General features: G+C 46.2%; 13 protein-coding genes. 9 read left to right on the forward strand and 4 right to left on the reverse strand.

The window, feature by feature from the left end:
• Window positions 1–4: 4 nt before the first annotated feature.
• The 4 genes from kdpF to GO493_RS07115 form a co-directional block, all read right to left on the reverse strand.
• On the reverse strand, window positions 5–85 hold the full coding sequence (gene kdpF / locus GO493_RS31415; RefSeq protein ID WP_044219073.1) for a K(+)-transporting ATPase subunit F: 81 nt from the start codon (window positions 83–85) through the stop codon (window positions 5–7).
• Window positions 86–198: 113 nt separating this feature from the next.
• A complete protein-coding gene (locus GO493_RS07105; protein ID WP_157305444.1) occupies window positions 199–558 on the reverse strand; it encodes a DUF7674 family protein in 360 nt (119 codons plus the stop codon).
• Between the two features lie 148 nt (window positions 559–706).
• Entirely contained in the window at window positions 707–2,059 is a 1,353-nt protein-coding gene (locus GO493_RS07110) for a sigma-54-dependent transcriptional regulator (RefSeq protein WP_157305445.1), read from the reverse strand.
• Between the two features lie 25 nt (window positions 2,060–2,084).
• Window positions 2,085–4,511, reverse strand: a complete 2,427-nt coding sequence (locus tag GO493_RS07115) for a TonB-dependent receptor (RefSeq protein WP_157305446.1) — start codon at window positions 4,509–4,511, stop codon at window positions 2,085–2,087.
• Window positions 4,512–4,743: 232 nt separating this feature from the next.
• Here GO493_RS07115 and GO493_RS07120 point away from each other — a divergent pair, with 232 nt between their 5' ends.
• From GO493_RS07120 to GO493_RS07160, 9 genes are all read left to right on the forward strand, one after another.
• Window positions 4,744–5,937 carry an acyltransferase family protein gene (locus GO493_RS07120; RefSeq protein WP_157305447.1) on the forward strand — a complete coding sequence of 398 codons (1,194 nt, stop codon included), beginning with the start codon at window positions 4,744–4,746 and terminating at the stop codon, window positions 5,935–5,937.
• On the forward strand, window positions 5,934–6,992 hold the full coding sequence (locus GO493_RS07125; protein ID WP_157305448.1) for a sensor histidine kinase: 1,059 nt from the start codon (window positions 5,934–5,936) through the stop codon (window positions 6,990–6,992). The genes GO493_RS07120 and GO493_RS07125 overlap by 4 nt, the downstream gene beginning before the upstream one ends.
• Entirely contained in the window at window positions 6,989–7,696 is a 708-nt protein-coding gene (locus GO493_RS07130; RefSeq protein ID WP_157305449.1) for a LytR/AlgR family response regulator transcription factor, read from the forward strand. The genes GO493_RS07125 and GO493_RS07130 overlap by 4 nt, the downstream gene beginning before the upstream one ends.
• A 138-nt stretch (window positions 7,697–7,834) precedes the next feature.
• Window positions 7,835–11,161, forward strand: coding sequence for a DUF4450 domain-containing protein (locus tag GO493_RS07135; RefSeq protein ID WP_232538780.1), 3,327 nt, complete (start codon window positions 7,835–7,837; stop codon window positions 11,159–11,161).
• Window positions 11,162–11,257: 96 nt separating this feature from the next.
• Complete coding sequence (locus GO493_RS07140) at window positions 11,258–12,457, forward strand: GTP-binding protein (RefSeq protein ID WP_157305451.1); 1,200 nt, start codon at window positions 11,258–11,260, stop codon at window positions 12,455–12,457.
• Between the two features lie 62 nt (window positions 12,458–12,519).
• Window positions 12,520–13,122 carry an RNA polymerase sigma factor gene (locus GO493_RS07145; protein ID WP_157305452.1) on the forward strand — a complete coding sequence of 201 codons (603 nt, stop codon included), beginning with the start codon at window positions 12,520–12,522 and terminating at the stop codon, window positions 13,120–13,122.
• Between the two features lie 15 nt (window positions 13,123–13,137).
• Window positions 13,138–14,109, forward strand: a complete 972-nt coding sequence (locus tag GO493_RS07150; RefSeq protein ID WP_157305453.1) for a FecR family protein — start codon at window positions 13,138–13,140, stop codon at window positions 14,107–14,109.
• Window positions 14,100–17,648, forward strand: coding sequence for a SusC/RagA family TonB-linked outer membrane protein (locus GO493_RS07155; RefSeq protein WP_198315567.1), 3,549 nt, complete (start codon window positions 14,100–14,102; stop codon window positions 17,646–17,648). Before GO493_RS07150 ends, GO493_RS07155 begins: the two co-directional genes overlap by 10 nt.
• Before the next feature lie 25 nt (window positions 17,649–17,673).
• Complete coding sequence (locus tag GO493_RS07160) at window positions 17,674–19,206, forward strand: RagB/SusD family nutrient uptake outer membrane protein (RefSeq protein WP_157305454.1); 1,533 nt, start codon at window positions 17,674–17,676, stop codon at window positions 19,204–19,206.
• Window positions 19,207–19,255 lie beyond the last annotated feature (49 nt).

The following is a 19,255-nucleotide window of genomic DNA, read 5'->3' on the forward strand; positions in this document are numbered from 1 at the left end:
GAGATCAGAATTTTTCAGGTTTAAGCAGTACGTATACCAGGTATATAAATACAAGGATGGATATTATCAGGAGTAATGTCATCATAAGTTGATCGTTTAAATGTTTTCAAAGAAATCTACTGACTTATAAAAGAGGTAGAAGCAAACCAGTATGATCAGTAAATAAAGTGCAGTAAGCATTGTATAACAGTTTTTAAATTAAACACCTGGTTTCATTACCTGCTGGATGTAAAGGGAGAATAATACCGCAGGCATCTTTCCCTGTATTTCCAGCCATTCCTGCCTGCTGCAGGACACCTTCATATTGGAGAAGGAAAAAATGAACACATTCTCAATGGCTGTTTTTACCAGCTGGTTGCCTTTGTTGTAGATCTTCTCAGCCAGCAGCATACAGCGTTGCACCTGGCGCAGCTGATGCTGTTGTAACATATTGCAGGTATAAGCCGCCAATACTTTTACAGAAAGGTAAGCGCTGCCAAACACCGGGGCGCGTACTATTTCCTTTTGTATTTCGGGTATTTCATCCGCTATCTGGGCGGCAGCTTCATATTGGTTCATAGAAAATGAATTTATAGGGATGTATGGGCCAATGGCATGCCTGACAGGATTTTTAATTATAAGTGTCTCATAAACAATGGCTATCTGAAACAGGGGCATAAAAAAACCTTCTCATTTTGAGAAGGTCCTTTATCAATATGAATAAATGTTAACGGTTATGGTCTGACAGGCCGTATTCCTCTATTTTCCGGTATAAAGTGGCCAGGCCTATATTTAATAGCCTGGCGGCTTCTGTCTTATTATTACGGGTATGATGCAACACCCTGATAATGTGTAGCTTTTCAACACTGGCCAGGTCAAAGGCTGAAAGGGTAGAACTGCTGGTATTACTGATCTGAAGTTCCAGCGGAAGATGCTCTACCGTCAGTTCTTCACCTCCGGCCATGATCACGGCCCTTTCCAGTACGTTCTTCAGTTCCCGGATATTACCCTTCCATTCATGCTGCTGCAGCTTCTCAATGAAGGCAGGAGAGACCTTCTGCTTTCTCTGGTTGATCCTGGCTGAAAAGATACCGGTAAAGTATTCTGCCAGGGCGGGAATATCCTTCTTCCTTTCCCTTAATGGCGGGAGGGTGATAGAGAATACGTTGAGACGGTAGTACAGATCTTCACGGAAATGGCCCTTTTCAGCCTCTTCTTTAAGGTCCCGGTTAGTTGCCGCAATGATCCTTACATTCACTTTTGTAGGCTTTGTATCGCCTATCTTAATGAATTCCCCGGTTTCCAGTACGCGGAGCAGTTTGGCCTGAAGGTCAACCGGCATTTCACCTATTTCATCCAGGAAGAGGGTACCGGTATTGGCTTCTTCTATCAGTCCTTTCTTATCCCTGTTGGCATTGGTGAAAGCACCTGCTTTATAACCAAAAAGTTCGCTTTCCAGCAGTTCCCGGCTGAAGGCGCTGCAGTTCAACGCTACAAAGGGCTTGCCTGCTCTTTTACTGTTAGTATGAATGGCCTGGGCAAACACTTCTTTACCTGTGCCGGTTTCTCCCAGCAGCAACACGGTAGTGTCTGCCGGGGCAACTTTACCGGCTTGTGCAACAGCATCCTGGATGGCTTTGGAGTTACCAAGTATGCTGTCAAAACTGTATTTCTTTCCTACCTGGTTTTCCAGCTTCTCTATCCGCTTTTGCAGCTGTACTTTCTCATAAGCCCTGTTCAGCAGGGGTATGATACGGTTATTGTCGTCTCCCTTGGTAAGGTAATCGAACGCGCCGTTCTTGATAGCCTGTACACCATCGGGAATATTACCGTAAGCGGTAAGCAGGATCACTTCCAGGGAAGGATATTTCTCTTTAAGGGTCGCGGCATATTCAACGCCATTCCCGTCCGGCAGTTTTACGTCGCATAACACCACATCCACATCTTCCCTGTCAACTATCTTCTGGGCCGTTTTGATGTTGCCGGCTTCCAGTACATTGAAGCCTTCCAGTGCTATGATCCTTTTCATCAGGCTGCGCAGCTTCTCTTCATCGTCTATAATAAGAATACTTCCTGCCATAAAATCATTTGATGGCAAAATTAAATTAAAAACGATACATAATTGACATCCGGAAATTACGACGGGCTTCCACTATATAACTATATACACCGGTAGATGTTGTTGGAACAGATGCAGCAGTCAGCAATTTACGGTTGTCCAGCAGGTTATTTACCAGGAAAGAAATACCATATTTACCTTTCTGGTAATTCAAACCACCGTCAACACGGAAGTAATCAGGCACATTCGCTACTTTAGTCGTTCCTACATAACGCTCCGCCTGCCACTGAAAACCACCGGTCACACCGAAGCCTTCCAGCAATCCACGTCCTATACGGTAGTTAGCCCAGGCATTGGTTACATGTGCAGCCGTATTAGGCGTTACATTGCCTATAGTGCTTTTGGATGCTTCTGTATTGGGAGCTTCTTTAGTTATCTTAGAATCTGTATAGGCGTAATTGATATTCACGTTCAGTCCTGGGATCACTTCTCCGTTAATATCTGCTTCTATACCTTTTGACACTGTCTCTCCCAGCTGCATGGATACTGCTGCCCCGCGACTATCAAAAATACCCAGGCTGACCAGCGAGTTCTCGCGCGTAATATGATAAGCGCTTACGGAAGATACCAGTCGCCCGCCAAACCATTCCCTCTTAATACCCGCTTCCAGGTCTTTCCCTTTAATAGGTTTGAAGGCGTTCAGGTTGGAATCCAATCCGGGTACAGGCACAAATGACTGATCATACAAAGCATATACAGAAGTTGTTTTATCTACAGAGTAGCTGAGCCCTGCACGTGGCGTCACCACATCATCCTGTATGCCGGCAGTTTTGGTCTTACCTACTGTTTCTGCATAAGTATAACGGATACCCAGAGAAAGGCGCAGCTTATCATTAAAGAATGCCAGTTCATCCTGTGCATATGCAGATGTATAATTTACGACGGTAGCATAGGAGGTCCATCCCGCCCTTGTTTTGATGCTCTGCGTACGGTCGATCTCCGGAATGGAATCGAAGTGAATGCCATACTGGGGATTATAAATATTGAACAGCTTTCCGCCTGGCAGGGTAATATTAGGATGCAGGGTACGGAAATCGCCCCAGAACTTCTTATTACCCATATCTACGCCAGCCAGTATCCGGTGACGTACAGGGCCTGTATATTCCTCGCCGGAGAGCGACATCTGTGCAAACCTGTTCTCACCCTGCTCGTCGCCTATGCTGAAGTAACGGGTCATATCGCCTTCCTGTGTTACTTTACTTGCCCAAACACTATTAGCCAGCATACGGAAGTTAAAGTACGCAACCTGCGCATGCGCCTTCCACCTGTTGTTCAGCTGATGGTCCAGGTAGAGATATACGCTATGATCTCTCAGCTTGCCGGGTTCAAAGGAGGGATCTCCGTAAAAGAAATCGTTGGATAATCCCTCGTCCAGCAGCTTTTTAGCAGAAAAGCTATAGTTGCCATTGGCCAGGTAGGTAGATGTTTGCAGGGAATATTCAATGGTGACAGATGTTTTATCATCTACCAGGTATTTCAGTACGGGCGAGAAGAGGTAACGGTTACTATAGTTGTATTTGGTATAGAAATCTTTCTGCTGACCAGCCAGGTTCAGCCTGTACAGCAATTTTCCGTCTTTACTCAGTTTACCATCAAAGTCCAGCGCTGCACGGTAAGTGCTGAAGCTACCCATGCTGACAGTAGCACTGCCTTTAGTGATACCAGTAGGTTTTTTAGTCACCACGTTATAAAAACCACCGGGTTCTCCTGCCGCCAGCATAAAACCTGCGGGCCCCTTTACGAATTCAATACGCTCTATCATAGCTGCATCTTCAGCGGTAGGGCCCCAGCTGGCCTCAATGTTCATGCCATTGCGGAAGGCAGGGATCTTGGAACCCCTCATGCGGATCTGCGCATACTGGTTATCCCAGTGACCTACGCGGGTGGCGCCGCTTACGTTCCGGGTAATACCATCCACAATATCAAATGTCTGCTGGTCTGCCAGCAGGGTGGAAGAAATAACCTGTATGTTTTGCGGTACCTCCAGTAATGGCGTTTTCAGGCGGAGTGATTCCGAAAGACTGTCTGTCTTGTATTTGTTCCTTGTGGCGTTGATAATCACTTCCTGCAGCTGTTTATCAGATGCTTCCAGCTGAATGGTGATGGATGCGATCTGGTCTTTCGCCACATCAATTTCCTGTGTAACGGTCTTATACCCGATCAGCATTACCTGGATAGTGTAATGCCCGGGTTGCATCTTTTTAAAAATAAATTCCCCATTGTCGTCAGTCAGGGTGCCTTTATTCTTCTCTTTGATCTGTACAGCTACATAAGCAACTGGTGTTCCGTCGTTAGTAATGACTTTCCCTCTGATGGCAGATAGTGGCTCTGTGTTGGAAAATACCGGAGAGGTAATGAGGATAGCACATAGGAGACCTGCCAGTTTAAATAGTCGGTTAAATTGTAGTCGCATAATCTATTGGTTATAAAAATCAAAACACTCAGATTTGTTTGCCGCAAGCAAACAAATCAAAGCAATAAGCATGGAGGCCGCAAAGTTAGCCGGGAACAAACGGGGCCATTTGTCAAATCGGGAATTAGTTTTACGGGATACGGAAAACTATTCGTCACCGCTTTTTTGCTACACGTCAAAAGAATTTTACCTGCCTGCGTACAGCAGATAACTTCGGCTAAAATTCACCACTATGCAAACTTCACAACGCCAGCCTTATCTTGACTGGCTTCGTATCATAGCTATTATAGGAGTACTGGTGCTACATGCCGCTATGCCTTTTGCAACCGGCGAAGGATGGCATATCAGGAATAAGGAAACCAGCAACGTGCTGCTGGAACTGGTACACTGGCTGCATATGTTCCGTATGCCGTTACTGTTCTTTATCTCCGGCGCCATCAGCTATTGCATGCTTCAGAACCGTACGGGCGCAGGATTTATAGGCCTGCGCTTTACCAGGCTATTTATTCCCCTCCTGTTCGGCATGCTGGTAATAGTGCCTCCACAGGTGTACCTGGAGCGGGTAACCAATGGATATAAAGGGAATTTCTGGCAGTTTTACGCCCATATGTTCACCACCGGTCCCTATCCCAAAGGAGATATCAGCTGGCATCACCTGTGGTTTATCCTCTACCTGCTGATCTATGATATTATCTGCACACCCTTCTTCACATATATGGTGTCTCCAGCCTCTGAGCAACTGCGCAAGCGTTTGCAGTGGCTGGGACAGGGAAAAAGAATATTCCTGCTTGTAACACCGGCTGTTATTATATATACATCCATGGTGATACAATTCCCGGAAACAAATGCCCTGGTGGGCGACTGGTGCTTCCTTCTTTACTGGCTCAGCTTCCTGGTGCCCGGGTTCATATGTATGGCTGTGCCCGGATTAATGGACAGCCTGGAAAGGAACCGCCGCTTCTCGTTGCAGCTGGCCTTTATTTCATTAGTACTTGTCAACTATGTGCGCTGGAATGATATAGAGCCCTGGGATATTCTGGCCAACTGGAAAACAGATGCCCGTACTTATATGTATCTTGCGGCAAGAGCCCTCTGTGGATGGACCTGGGTACTGGCTGCCATCGGCTACGGAAAGAGATACCTGGACAGGAAACACCGGGTGCTGGATTACCTGAACCAGGCTGTTTATCCTTTTTACATCCTGCATCAGACCGTGATAGTGATACTGGCATTCTATGTAGTACAGGTCCCTGAAACAGTAGGCATGAAATATATCTTTATCTTCCTGGTTACATTCATGATCTCTATGGGAATATATCATCTGTTCATACGTCCTTTTACAGTAGCCCGCTTCCTGTTTGGCATGAAACCGGGTAAACGTAAAACAGTGATTGTTCCTCATCAAAAACAAGTACAGACAGCATGAAGTTCTTCTGGAAATATTACTTCCCGGCTCTCTACGGACTGGCCATTTACTCTACCATCCGTCTTTTACTGGATACGGTGACCGGTATGAAATTCTGGGAAAGACCTCTGTGGCTGAATATTACAGAGGTCCTTTATTGTATAGTAATAGCATACCTGTTCATCTATAGTCAACGTTACCTTTACCGTTACTTCGATTCCCGCTGGCCGGACCTGAAAGATCATAAAAAACGGCTGCTAAGGGAATTAACCTATGTATGTCTCTTTTCAATATTATTTCATAATGTATTCCTGGTACCGTTGCCAGCCCTGACTGACGATGGCCTGCAATGGTTTGACGTAGCCGATGTAAATGTTATTCCCCTCCTGTATGCGCTGATCTATTACGGTGTAAGCAGAAGCAAAACATACCTGGAGGCATATGTAGATAACCGCACAAGGCTGCAGCAGGTCATGAACGACCGGCTGCAGGCAGAACTGAAATTTTTAAAAGCACAGCTGCACCCTCACTTTATCTTCAATGCTTTAAACACCATCTACTTCCAGATGGATGAAGATGTGAGTGCTGCGAAGAAGAGTGTAGAACAATTCTCAGAACTACTGCGTTACCAGCTGTACGATCAGCAGCAGACCGTTTCTGTTCGTCATGAGATACAGTACCTGCATAGCTTCATTAACCTCCAGAAAGTGAGGGCCTCAGATAAGCTCCAGCTGGACGTCCATTTTGATCCGGAGTTGTATGATCAGCAGGTATATCCATTATTGCTTTTCCCACTGGTTGAGAATGCCTTTAAATATGTGGGAGGGGAGTACCGGCTCAGCATACGGGCTACATTAAAAGGAAACAGGATCTGCTTTACAGTGGAAAACAATATACCCGGTAGTCATGTTCCCCGGAAAGCCGGAGGAATAGGATTGGAAAATCTGAAGCGGCGGCTGGAATTATTATATACTGACAAACATACCTTTACCATAAACAAAACAGAAAATACATTTAAAGTGGAACTGTCTATACCGGCAGTACCCGTAGCATATCAAATACAGGAAGCGGAATGAAGATCAGGTGTATCATTACAGATGACGAGCCCTATGCAAGAAAAGGTTTGCAGGGATATATTGAGAAAGTAGATTTTCTCTCACTGGAAGGTGTGTGTGAAAGCGCCATAGAGCTGAATACCCTGTTAAAGCAGCAACAGGCCGATCTGCTTTTCCTGGATATCGAAATGCCCTACCTGTCGGGTATCGAGCTGCTTAAAACACTCAGAAATCCTCCCAAAGTAGTATTGACAACAGCATATGAAAAGTATGCGATAGACGGTTATGAGCTGGAAGTACTGGATTACCTGCTAAAGCCTATTCCTTTTGAACGCTTTCTCAAAACAGCTAACAAGGCATTTGACTACTTCAGCTTGCAGCAGCAGGCTACCCCTCAACCTGATTATTTCTTCGTGAAAGCAGATAACAAGCTGGAAAAGATCAGTACTGCCGATATCCTCGTCATTGAGGCGTTGGAGAACTATATCGCTATTCATATGGCAGACCGTAAAGTGATCACACACCTGACCCTGAAAGCTGTGCAGGAGCGGCTGCCGGCAGATAAATTCGTACAGCCGCATAAATCTTATCTTGTAGCAGTAGATAAGATCACGGCTATAGAGGGCAATACGCTTAACATCGGTCATTTACAGGTACCTGTATCAAAATATCAGAAGGAAGAAGTGATGGAAAAAATTTTAAATAACCGTTTGCTAAAACGTTAAAAGAACCCCGCTTTACATTACGCGCAAAGAAAATCCGTTTCCAAAAACTTAATTTAAACGTATTTTGGGGCTCCTTATGTTATGAAAAACAACAGTATTGTGAAGCCCATACTTATTCTTCTATTATTCTGCGCACATATGTCCTACGCACAGGAGCTATACCCTGTGAAGCTTCCTCCTGGTCTCTGGCATAACGAACAACGCATGCTGAGATATCATCCTGAAGACAGGGATTTCGTGATCACTAACGGTAACAGGCGTTTCACCAGGGCGCTGTATGGTACCAATACCGCCTTCAGGGTAGAAACAGGAGATCTGCCGGAGTTTGCATTATATATGCCCGGAATGGGAGGGAACCTCAGAACAGGTATTATAAAAGGGAATAATGGCAAATGGCTTACAGCAGCCGGTAACATCACTGCCCGCTACCGTCCGGGAATGATGATCTATACTATTAAAGACAGCCTGCTGGGAAGCGGGCAGCTGCAACTAACTGTAATGGCTATGGCGCAGCAGGAAGGAATGATCATACGCGCATATGCTACCGGTTTTAAAGAAAAAGCTACCCTGGTCTGTGTATTTGGCGGGGCCACAGGAAAAAAGTTCAGCCGGGACGGCGATATGGGACCTGACCCCGAATCTGTCTATTACCTGCAGGCGGCTAATTGCCGTACCAATAGTTATACCATCAACGGTAATGGCTTTGAACTGTGTTACGGGGATGGCCGTTCATTAAATGGTACATTTCCATCCACAGCCATCGTTAAAACAGGAGATGCCACTAAGATTGATAATCCGCAGGAAGCGCTCAGTTCTTCTGCAGGAACAGCGCCGGTATTAACCATGCAGCTGTCCCTGGAGAATGATAAACCGTATGACTATATAATATACCGCCCGGAAAATAATACTACATTCAGTTCAGCCCAGCTACCCGCTTTATATGAGGATGCTTTACGGTCACAACGGGAAAAGTTTGAGCGTATCACCATCACCACGCCAGATCCTTACATCAATACCGTCGGAGGTGCATTATCAGTTGCCGCGGATGCAATATGGGAAGAGCCTTCCTACCTGCATGGCGCTGTTGGCTGGCGGATGCGGCTGAACGGATGGAGAGGGCCATATACAGGAGATGCCCTGGGCTGGCATGACAGGGCGCTTACTCATTTCCGTGCTTATGCCGCATCGCAGGTAAAGGAGCCGGACAGCGCCGCCGTTGTTGCAGATACAGCTATGCACCTGGCGCGGAGTAAAGAGAAGCCGGGTATAGGAATGTTCACCACCGGGTATATAAGCCGGGACCCGCTGGGTAAGTCTATCAGGGCACATCATTATGATATGAACCTCGTGTACATTGATCAGCTGCTCCGGCATTTTATGTGGACCGGCAGGCTTGCTGAAATGAAAGAATTCTGGCCTGTGCTGCAATCCCACCTGGCATGGGAGAAACGGAACTTTGATGCTGACGGGGATGGTCTGTACGATGCCTACGCCGCCATCTGGGCCAGCGATGCGTTACAGTACAGCGGAGGAGGAGTAGCACATTCCTCTGCATATAACTACTTTGCTAATATAAAGGCCGCTGAGATTGCAGGATATATCGGCAAAGACCCTACGCCATATAAGAAAGAAGCAGAAAAAGTCCGCAATGCCATGAACAATCTCTTATGGCTGAGAGATAAAGGCACTTATGGCGAGTATAAAGACCTGCTGGGTAATAAACTGATTCACACATCTCCCGCTATATGGACCATCTACCACAGCATTGATTCTGAAGTACCCGATGCTTTCCAGACCTGGCAAAGTCTGCGGTATATAGATAACTGCATTCCACACATACCTGTACGTGCAACGGGATTGAAAGACAATGGCTACTATACCCTGGCTACTTCCAGCTGGATGCCTTATACATGGTCTCTCAACAACGTTGCGCTGGCAGAATCCATGCATACTGCCCTCGCTAACTGGCAAGGCGGCCGGGCCGATGAGGCTTTCCGGCTGTTCAAAAGCGAAGTACTGGCATCTATGTACCTGGGTGGCAGCCCCGGTAATTTTGTACAGATATCTCATTATGATGCCAGTCGCGGGGAAGCCTACCGCGATTTCGGAGATCCTGTAGGCATGTTCTCCAGAGCGCTGATAGAAGGCCTTTTCGGTATACAGCCGGACCTTATGCATCATGTGCTGAATATCAGACCAGGTTTCCCATATGAATGGGACAGTGCTGCAATCGCCTCCCCGGATATTGACTTCCGGTTTAAGAGAAAGGGGCAGACGGATAGCTATGTTATCAGGCAACGCCTGGGAGGCCTACAAGCGCTACGTTTCAGCATTATTGCCCGTGCACAGGTAAAAGAGATCACCATCAACGGTAAGAAAACGTCCTGGCATTGCAAAGACAGCGTTGTAGGACATCCGGTCATAGCATTCACTGCTCCGGCAGATGAGCATTTTGATATACGTATCTCCTGGCAGGGAGCTAAACCAGTTATGCCTCCGGCAGAAAGAAGGTATCAGCCAGGCACAGCTTTCTCCGTAGCTTTTAACAATGCAACGATATTAGAAGCCTATGATCCCCAACAGGCATTGCAACATATTCTTATCGGCAAGAACAGGATAACCGCCGGCATAAAAGCTACCAAAGGCAGCCCCACGTTCTTTCTCAGGATGAAGCAGGGTATGCTTACCTGGTGGATGCCGGTATGTTTCCGCGTAGCAACTCCCGGGCAACCCGCTAATACGCTTACCGTTATTAAAGGCAATACAGAAACTATAGATCTCAGCGCCTGGTTCAATGATAAAGTGACCAGCATCTTCACTAATAAATATCTTTCTCCCCGTCCTCAAAGCACTACTTTACAATTACCCTGGCAGGGAATAGGGGACTGGCCCCGCCCGCATGAGCAACCCGCTATAGATGACAGCGGATTAAGAAAACTGGCTGGCAGTAAAAACGAGATCAGCTTCCCCAACGGCCTTCGCTTCCGCACTCCCGGCGATGCAGACAGCAGGAATATCCTCTTTACTTCCCAATGGGATAATTACCCAGGGGAAACAAGTATTCCCTTACGAGGCAGCGCCAGTCATATGTGGCTCTTGATGGCAGGTTCTACTAACCCTATGCAGAGCAGAATGGATAACGGGGCCGTTTATATCGAATATACCGACGGCTCCCGCGATTCCCTGATGCTCTGTAATCCTGATACCTGGTGGCCCATAGAAAAAGATTATTATGCTGATGGCTTTGCATTTAAACTGGAGAAACCCCGTCCTCCCCGCATACACCTGAAAACAGGAGAACTGGTAACCGGCGATGCCTTTAACGGCCGTACCATTGAAGGAGGAGCTGCTACCGTGCTTGAGCTTCCTCTAAATCCACAAAAAACATTACGTTCACTACGTCTGAAGACTATTACCAATGATGTTGTAATTGGGCTAATGGGAGTGACGTTGTTGAGAAAATGATCCTGCTTCACCCTGAGAAAATAAAATATCCCGCCCCTCTATTTGCAACTTTGTTGCATAATATATTATCTTTGCTGCACAGCAATAAATAATATAATGACAGACAGACTCCCTGTAACTGTGCTGAGTGGCTTTCTCGGCGCAGGTAAAACTACTTTGCTCAATCACGTCCTGCACAACAAGGAAGGCCTGAAAGTGGCCGTTATCGTAAACGATATGAGTGAGGTGAACATAGACGCTCAACTCGTAAAAAATGAAAACACATTAAACAGAACAGAAGAACGCCTGGTTGAAATGAGCAACGGCTGCATCTGTTGTACATTACGGGAAGACCTGCTGATAGAAGTAGAAAAACTGGCAAAAGAAAGGAAATTTGATTACCTGCTGATAGAAAGTACAGGCATCAGTGAACCACTGCCGGTTGCGCAGACCTTTACCTACCAGGACGAAGCCAATGGCACAGACCTCAGCAAAATTTCCCGCCTGGATACCCTGGTAACAGTAGTTGATTGCTATAATTTCCTCAAAGATTTCAGCAGTATTGAAACATTGCAGGACAGGGAGATCACTGATATGGAAGAAGATACCCGTACTATCGTGAACCTGTTGACAGACCAGATAGAATTTGCCAATGTCATTATCCTGAATAAGACTGACCTTGTAAGTAAGGAAGATGTTGGCATGCTACACTCAGTCATACATAAGCTGAATGGGAAAGCACGTATAGTAGAAGCTTCTTTTGGTAAGGTAGAACTGCAACATATACTCAACACACATCTGTTCGACTTTGAAGAAACCAGCCAAAGCGCAGGTTGGATAGAAGAGCTCAATAAATCCCATCATACTCCTGAAACGGAGGAATATGGTATCAGCAGTTTTGTATTTCGTAGTCGCCGGCCCTTTCATCCTGAACGTTTCTGGCATTACCTCAATCATCAATGGCATGCTGGCATTATCCGTAGTAAAGGCCTGTTCTGGCTTGCTTCCCGTCCTGAAGATGCGCTCAACTGGAGCCAGGCCGGTGGTAGCCTGAGAGCAGAAAGAGCAGGCGTATGGTGGAGCAGCATGCCATACAGGGACAGAATAAGATATGCTTCATTCCTTGACAACAAAGAAGAAATTGAAAGAAGATGGGACAAGCGCTTTGGCGACAGGCAAAATGAACTTGTTATTATAGGGCAGGAGCTGGACAAAGGAACTATTATTAATGAACTGGAAGCATGCCTCTGCAATGCAAAAGAAATAGAGATGATGGAAAAAGGAGTAACATTCAAAGATGAGTTCCCCTTAACGTAAACATAACATATCACTAAATATCCCCTTTATAATTTCGCGTCACACTATGCCAGCCAGTTATTATGAAGCATTTGTCTGACGCGGAATTACTATCACTTGCACAAAATGATAATGAGAAGGCATTTGAAACCATTATGTACAGGTACAATGCTGAACTGTATAAGTATGTCTGTACACGTATCCGCTCAGAACAGGACACCAGCGATCTGCTGCAGGAAGTGTTCATCTCCTGCTGGAAGAACAGGCATAATATCACTCAGTTAAAAGGCTACCTGGTACGTGCTGTAAAATATGCCATTATTGACTGGCAGGTAGAGAACAGGAAGCTGCTGGCCCGCCAGGCAATATTAATGGAGAAAGACGAACCGGCTGCATTCCCGGTAGAGAACCAGCTGATATCACAGGAGATAAAAGAAGAAATAGAAGCAGAAGTAGCAAAGATGAACGATACTATGCGGCAGGTATTTGTGTCCAGTCGCTGGGAATTAAAATCCATCCGTGAAATAGCCCTTGAATACGGTCTTTCCGAGCAGACCGTCAAAAACAACCTTACCCTTGCGCTGAAGCGCATCCGTCTTCGCCTCAATAATCATTACCTCCCATTACTATACATGCTGGTAACATTAAGTTTACAATTCCTTAACGGTACTACCCCTGCCTTTTGAGGACTTTACTGGTGAATGGAAACATCATCAGAAAAAGACGCAATACTGGCGCTTTTAAAAAAATACAGGTCCGGTCAGTGTACACCGGAAGAAAAGGCTCGTGTTGAGGCCTGGTTCGATTCCTTTGAGGATGGGATTCCGGCAGATCCGGAGATGACGGCTGCAGCCAACAAGGTGATCAGGGCGGTTATGTGGCAACTGTTCAACCGCAGGAGGGCCATCAACTATACCCGCCTTGCAGCTGCAGCAAGCATATTATTAATACTTACAGCAGGGCTGTTCTTCTGGCTGAAGAATTACAGTCGCACGCCTGCCCCTGATACTTTCGCTGAGATCAGCACCGGCAACGGAGAACGAAAGAAACTGACACTCCCGGACGGTAGTACTCTTTTTATTAATGCACATTCTTCCGTTAAGATACCATCCAATTTCGGGGAAGAGCAACGTGAGATATTCCTGTCCGGTCAGGGCACATTCGACGTAGTAAGCAATGAAGCGCAGCCTTTCATTGTGCATACAGGAAAGGTGCAGACAGTAGTACTGGGTACTTCGTTTGATGTATGTGCCTATCCTGACGATAAAGAACTGCAGGTAGCCGTATTGAGCGGAAAAGTAAGGATAGAAAAGAAAACTGATAGCCTCAATGAAATACTGGCTGCTGGTGTAATACAGAACCAGGTGCTGGTGTATAATGAAAAACAGGACAGCCATAAGCTGAAGGCCTGTAAGGCAGAAGAAATAGCCGGATGGAGGAATAACAGCTTCTTCTTTGAGCAGGCTTCGCTCGAGGAAATAGCACAATTACTGGAAAGACAATACAATGTACATATCATTCTCAGCGGTACAACCAGGAGGTCATGCCGTTATACCCTGCAATTAAAGAATGAAACTTTAGAGAATGCCCTGCACCTGTTGTCACAACTGTCAGGTGTTACCTACCAGGTAAATAAAAATGAAATTAAAATCAACATTTCCTCATGCGAGTAGAATGCAAAGCGCCAACTTTTTCAAACCGGCAGATGCGCCTGCTGTTATTATGCTTATTATGTAACGTCATGTGCTTCGCCTCCGGGCCACAGCAGCGTAACATTACGGTAGAGGTCCGCAATGCCCGTATCAGCCTTCATGTCAGGAAGCAGCCGTTAAAGAATGTGTTCCTGCTTATTGAAGAAAAAACGGGATTATCCATAGCCTATAACGCAAGTATTGTAAATGCCAAAGAACCTGTCAGCTATGATGCTGACAATGCACCATTGTCTGTCGTACTCCGCGATCTCCTGGAAAACTACCAGGGCACTGTTAAACAGGTGGATGACAGCCACATCTTCCTTAAACTGGAAAGGAAGAAAGCAGAACCCAAACCGGTTGCAATTGCAGCTGTGCCGGTGGTAATATCCGGTATAGTAACAGACGAGAACCAGCAGCCTGTTCCCGGTGTAAGCATTTATGAAAAGAATACAAAAAAGAACACCACTACAGACGCTGACGGTAAGTATACTATTGCAGTAAACGCCGGAGACGTACTGGTATTCAACTTTATTGGCTACGCCCCGCAGGAAGTGACAGTCACCGGAGAAGGGAAGGTTAATGTGCAGCTGAAATTGCAGAACAGCCAGCTGAGAGAGGTAGTGGCCATCGGTTACCAGTCAGTGCGCAAAAGCGATGTAACCGGAGCCATTTCCAGTGTCAAAGCCAGTGAGCTGAACCTCACTTCCCCTTCCGTCGGACAGGCCCTTGTGGGCAAAGTAGCAGGTGTACAGGTATCGCAGGTGAGCGGCGCTCCTTATGCCAGCACCAAAATAAGGGTACGCGGTATAGGGTCTATCAACGCAGCTTCCAATCCACTGTATGTAGTGGACGGTTACCCGATGGATAATGATATTTACATCAACCCGGAAGATATTGAATCTATAGACATCCTGAAAGATGCGGCATCAGCAGCCATTTACGGCTCCCGTGCAGCAGGTGGCGTGGTACTGATCACCACCAAACGTGGTAAGGAAGGAAAGGGCAGATTTGAATACGACCTGCAGACCGGCATCAACCAGCTGGCAAAGAAAGTAAAGCTGATGAATGCCGATCAGTTCTCCCAACTCATGGTAGACGCCCGGAACAACTCTTATCACGACCTGGTAGTCAATACCGGAGGTACCTGGAACGATGCTATGTATTCTGACAACAACGCTGCCCGTATAGCCAAAGTAGGCAATGCCAATTCTGTCAGCATTGCACCAGATTTTTACGATTTCGCTAACCAGAAGATCATTCCCTCAAAATATAACACAGACTGGCAGGACCTGCTGTACCGCAATGCCGCCTTTACCCGTCATAACCTGTCTTTCTCAGGTGGCAACAGCAGCGTTAAGTATTACCTGAGCGGTGGTTATCAGAACCAGGATGGTATCATTCTCAATACCAGCGTAAAGAAGGTCAACCTTCGTGCAAATATTGACGGACAGGTAAATCCAAAGCTGAAAGTTGGTCTGAACATTTCCTATACCAACAACCAGAATAAGGAAACAGAAGAAGGCCGCTGGGACCATAACCCTATCATGGCTGCTTTGCTCATGTTGCCCAGCTACCGCGCATTTGACGACAAGGGAAAGATAGTGAAGAATGAAGTAGCTGCTTTATCTGCCACTTATGGCTTCAATAGTTTCGAAAATCCGCTGGCGCTGGCAGAAGAGATCAATATCCGCCGCAGGGGCAATCGTGGTACCTATAACGCCTATGCACAGTACCAGTTGCTGCCATCCCTTTATTTCAAGGCAAACCTCGGCATGGCCAGCTATTCTGAAAAGTATGATTATTACTATCCTACAAGCCTGAGCAGCGGGGTAAGCGCTCCTTACTCAACCGCATCCAAAGCTGCGGCCAACGCAAAGGCACAGAACTACAGCAGCCTTGATCAGCTGGGAGAGTTCACCCTTAACTACAGCAAGCAGATCAGGAAACATAAACTGGATGTACTGGCAGGTTATACGGCACAGCAAACAGCTACAGATAAACTGCTGGTAAAAGCACAGGGTTTCGAAAATGACCGTGTGCAGGAAATCTCCGCCAAAGGTGCTGATGCGGCCTATTTCACGCTTACCACAGCAGAGAAAGCCACTTATACATTACTTTCTTACCTGGGCCGTATCAACTACAACTATGACAGCCGTTATTTTGTAACCGCGTCTTTCCGTACAGACGGTTCCTCACGTTTCGGTCCGCTGAACCGCTGGGGTAATTTCCCGTCAGTAGCTTTGGGCTGGAACATATCCAATGAATCTTTCTATCATGACTGGCTGGGCAAACAATCTACCCTGAAACTGCGTGCCAGCTGGGGCCTGAGTGGTAACAACAATATCGGTAATTACAACTCTGCCCAGGTAATGGCTACTCCTACAGGTGTGGTATTTGGCGGCAACACTGTCAACACCGCCATTTATCCGAATGATGTAAAAGATCCCAAAATTGGCTGGGAATCAACTTCACAGTATAACGCCGGTATTGATGTAGGATTACTGAACGGACGCCTGTCTGTTATTGCCAACTATTACCTGAGCTACTCCTACAACCTGCTCTTTAATCAACCTATATCCGGTATTTCCGGCTCCTCTACCATCCTGACTAACCTGCGTGATTCCAAGATACGTAACAGGGGAGTGGACATACAGCTGGATGCACGCATAATTGATCATAAAGATCTTCGCGTCAACCTGGCAGGTAATATCTCTGTAAACCGCAATAAGGTGCTGAATATGGGGGGCGCCAGCACTATCATTACGGCTGGTGCAGAACGTTCCTATAAAACGCACATCACCCAGGAAGGACAGCCTGTGGGCATGTTCTACGGATTTAAAGTGCTGGGTATAGCAACTGAAGAGAACTACAAAACCGTTGCGCCTTCAGCGTCTTCCTCCAATCCTATGCACCCCGGCGATCTTTATTTCTATGACAAAGATGGAAATGGGGTAGTGAACGATAATGATAAAGATGTAATAGGCAATCCATATCCCAAATTCACTTATGGCTTTGCATTATCCGCCACCTATAAAGATTTCTACTTCAGTTCTTCCTTCAACGGTTCTTATGGAAACCAGGTACTGGACGGACAGGATTATTACCTCTTCAATATGGAAGGATCCGGCAACCAGTATGTGGAAGCTGCTGATCACTACCGTTCAGCGTCACAGCCGGGTAACGGACTGGCATACCGCCCTTCCCGCGCCGGTACCCAGAGCAACAGTACAAGGCTCTCTACCTACTATCTGCAGGATGCTTCCTATTTCAGGTGTACCAACATTATGCTGGGTTATAACTTTAAGTTCCATTCACTGCAGGAGCGGCTGGGCGTAACAAAAGCTACCCTGTTTGCAAGCGTGGACAACGCTTTTACTATTTCAAAATACAAAGGGTATAACCCGGAGGTGGATTTCAACGGTAACAGCACCACTAATGCCAACCTGGCTCCGGGTGTTGACTACGGCATGTACCCGCTTGTAAGGGCATATAATGTAGGTGTGAAACTAGGCTTCTGATCTATCCATCCTTAAACAATGTAAAATGAAAAAGCAAATAACAATTATACTGGCACTGGCCGCAGCAATGGGTTTATCTTCCTGCAGCAAAAATTTTCTGAACCAGACAGATCCTAATGCAATAACTGTAGGCGATTATTTTGCCACTGAAAATGATGTGCTCCTTGCCGTGAATGGTGTTTATCAGTCGCTCAGAAGCGAAAACTGTATAGGCGAGAACAGCGGTCTCTTTACAGAAGAACGTTCTGACAATACAGGACGCAATGACAACCAGTCCAATTCCGGGGAACCTTTCCAGTTTGGCGATTTTTCTATCCTGCCCAGCAATACTTACCTGAGCAGGCACTGGCTGGCTTTATATGAAACAGTATCAAGAGCCAACACCGTATTGTCCAATATTGACAAGGTAACTTTCAATAATGAAGATACCAGGGCTGGTTATAAAGCTGAAGTCAAATTCCTCCGCGCCCTGATCTACTTTCATCTGGTACGTAAATGGGGAGATGTTCCTTTGGTAACAAAGCAACTTTCCACTACTGCCGATATAAGCGCCAATACATTCCGGACTAAAGACACTGCTGTATATTCCCAGATCATTGCAGACCTGCAGGACGTACTTGCAAGTCCGCTACCCAATTTCCAGACAGGCGCTAACATTGGCCGTATATCCAAAGCCGCAGGTAATGCACTTCTCGGACAGGTATACCTGACCATGGCCACGACCATTGATGACGGCAAAAGAGATGAGCACCTGGCGCAGGCTAATACTTACCTGAGCGCCTGTTACAATATGCGCAACTTCGGTCAGCTGAAAGAGATCCCATATACAGATGTATTTGATGTATCTAAAAAAACATCCTGTCCTGAGCTGATCCTCCAGATAGTATACAAACAGGGAGATGCCACATATTCATCTTCAATAGCCGCCAACAACCAGGCTAAAGGGGAAACGATCAACTCTAAAAAAGAAGCTACCGGTGTAGGCGGCAACGTTACCGGCGATCTTGTAAATGAATATGAGAGTGGTGACCTCCGTAAGGATTATTCCATTAAGTATGCCAATGCCTCTATTGTGAAAGACTGGTTTATTACCAAGTTCCGTGATACAAGCGCCGCTGCAGGCACTAATGGTTATGGCGGTAATGATTTCATCCTGATCCGCTATGCAGATGTGATCCTCATGCTGGCAGAAGTGAATATGTACCAGGGTAATAATACCGCTGCCATCCAGTATCTTGACATGGTACGCGCAAGGGCTGGCATGCCTGATTATGCAACATCTATGATGGATGCTGCTTACAGCGCTAAATATCCTACCCTGAAACTGGCTATCCTTCACGAAAGAAGATCAGAGCTGGCTTTTGAGAATCACCGCTGGTATGACCTGCTGCGAACCTTTACCACGGATGAGCTGATAAGCTATTTCCATGCAAAGGACCAGGCCTATTTCGGTAATGCCAGACTATCAAACTTTTCAAGTAAGGACCGTTACTATCCCATTCCGTATGATGAGTGGAAGCTTGATCCGGTAAAGATGTATCAGAATACCGGATATTAAACGGTAAATGAAGAGGAGGGGCCGAAAGCTCCTCCTTTTTATTTATATT

The sequence above is a fragment of the Chitinophaga tropicalis genome, assembly GCF_009758205.1.
Lineage (GTDB): Bacteria > Bacteroidota > Bacteroidia > Chitinophagales > Chitinophagaceae > Chitinophaga > Chitinophaga tropicalis.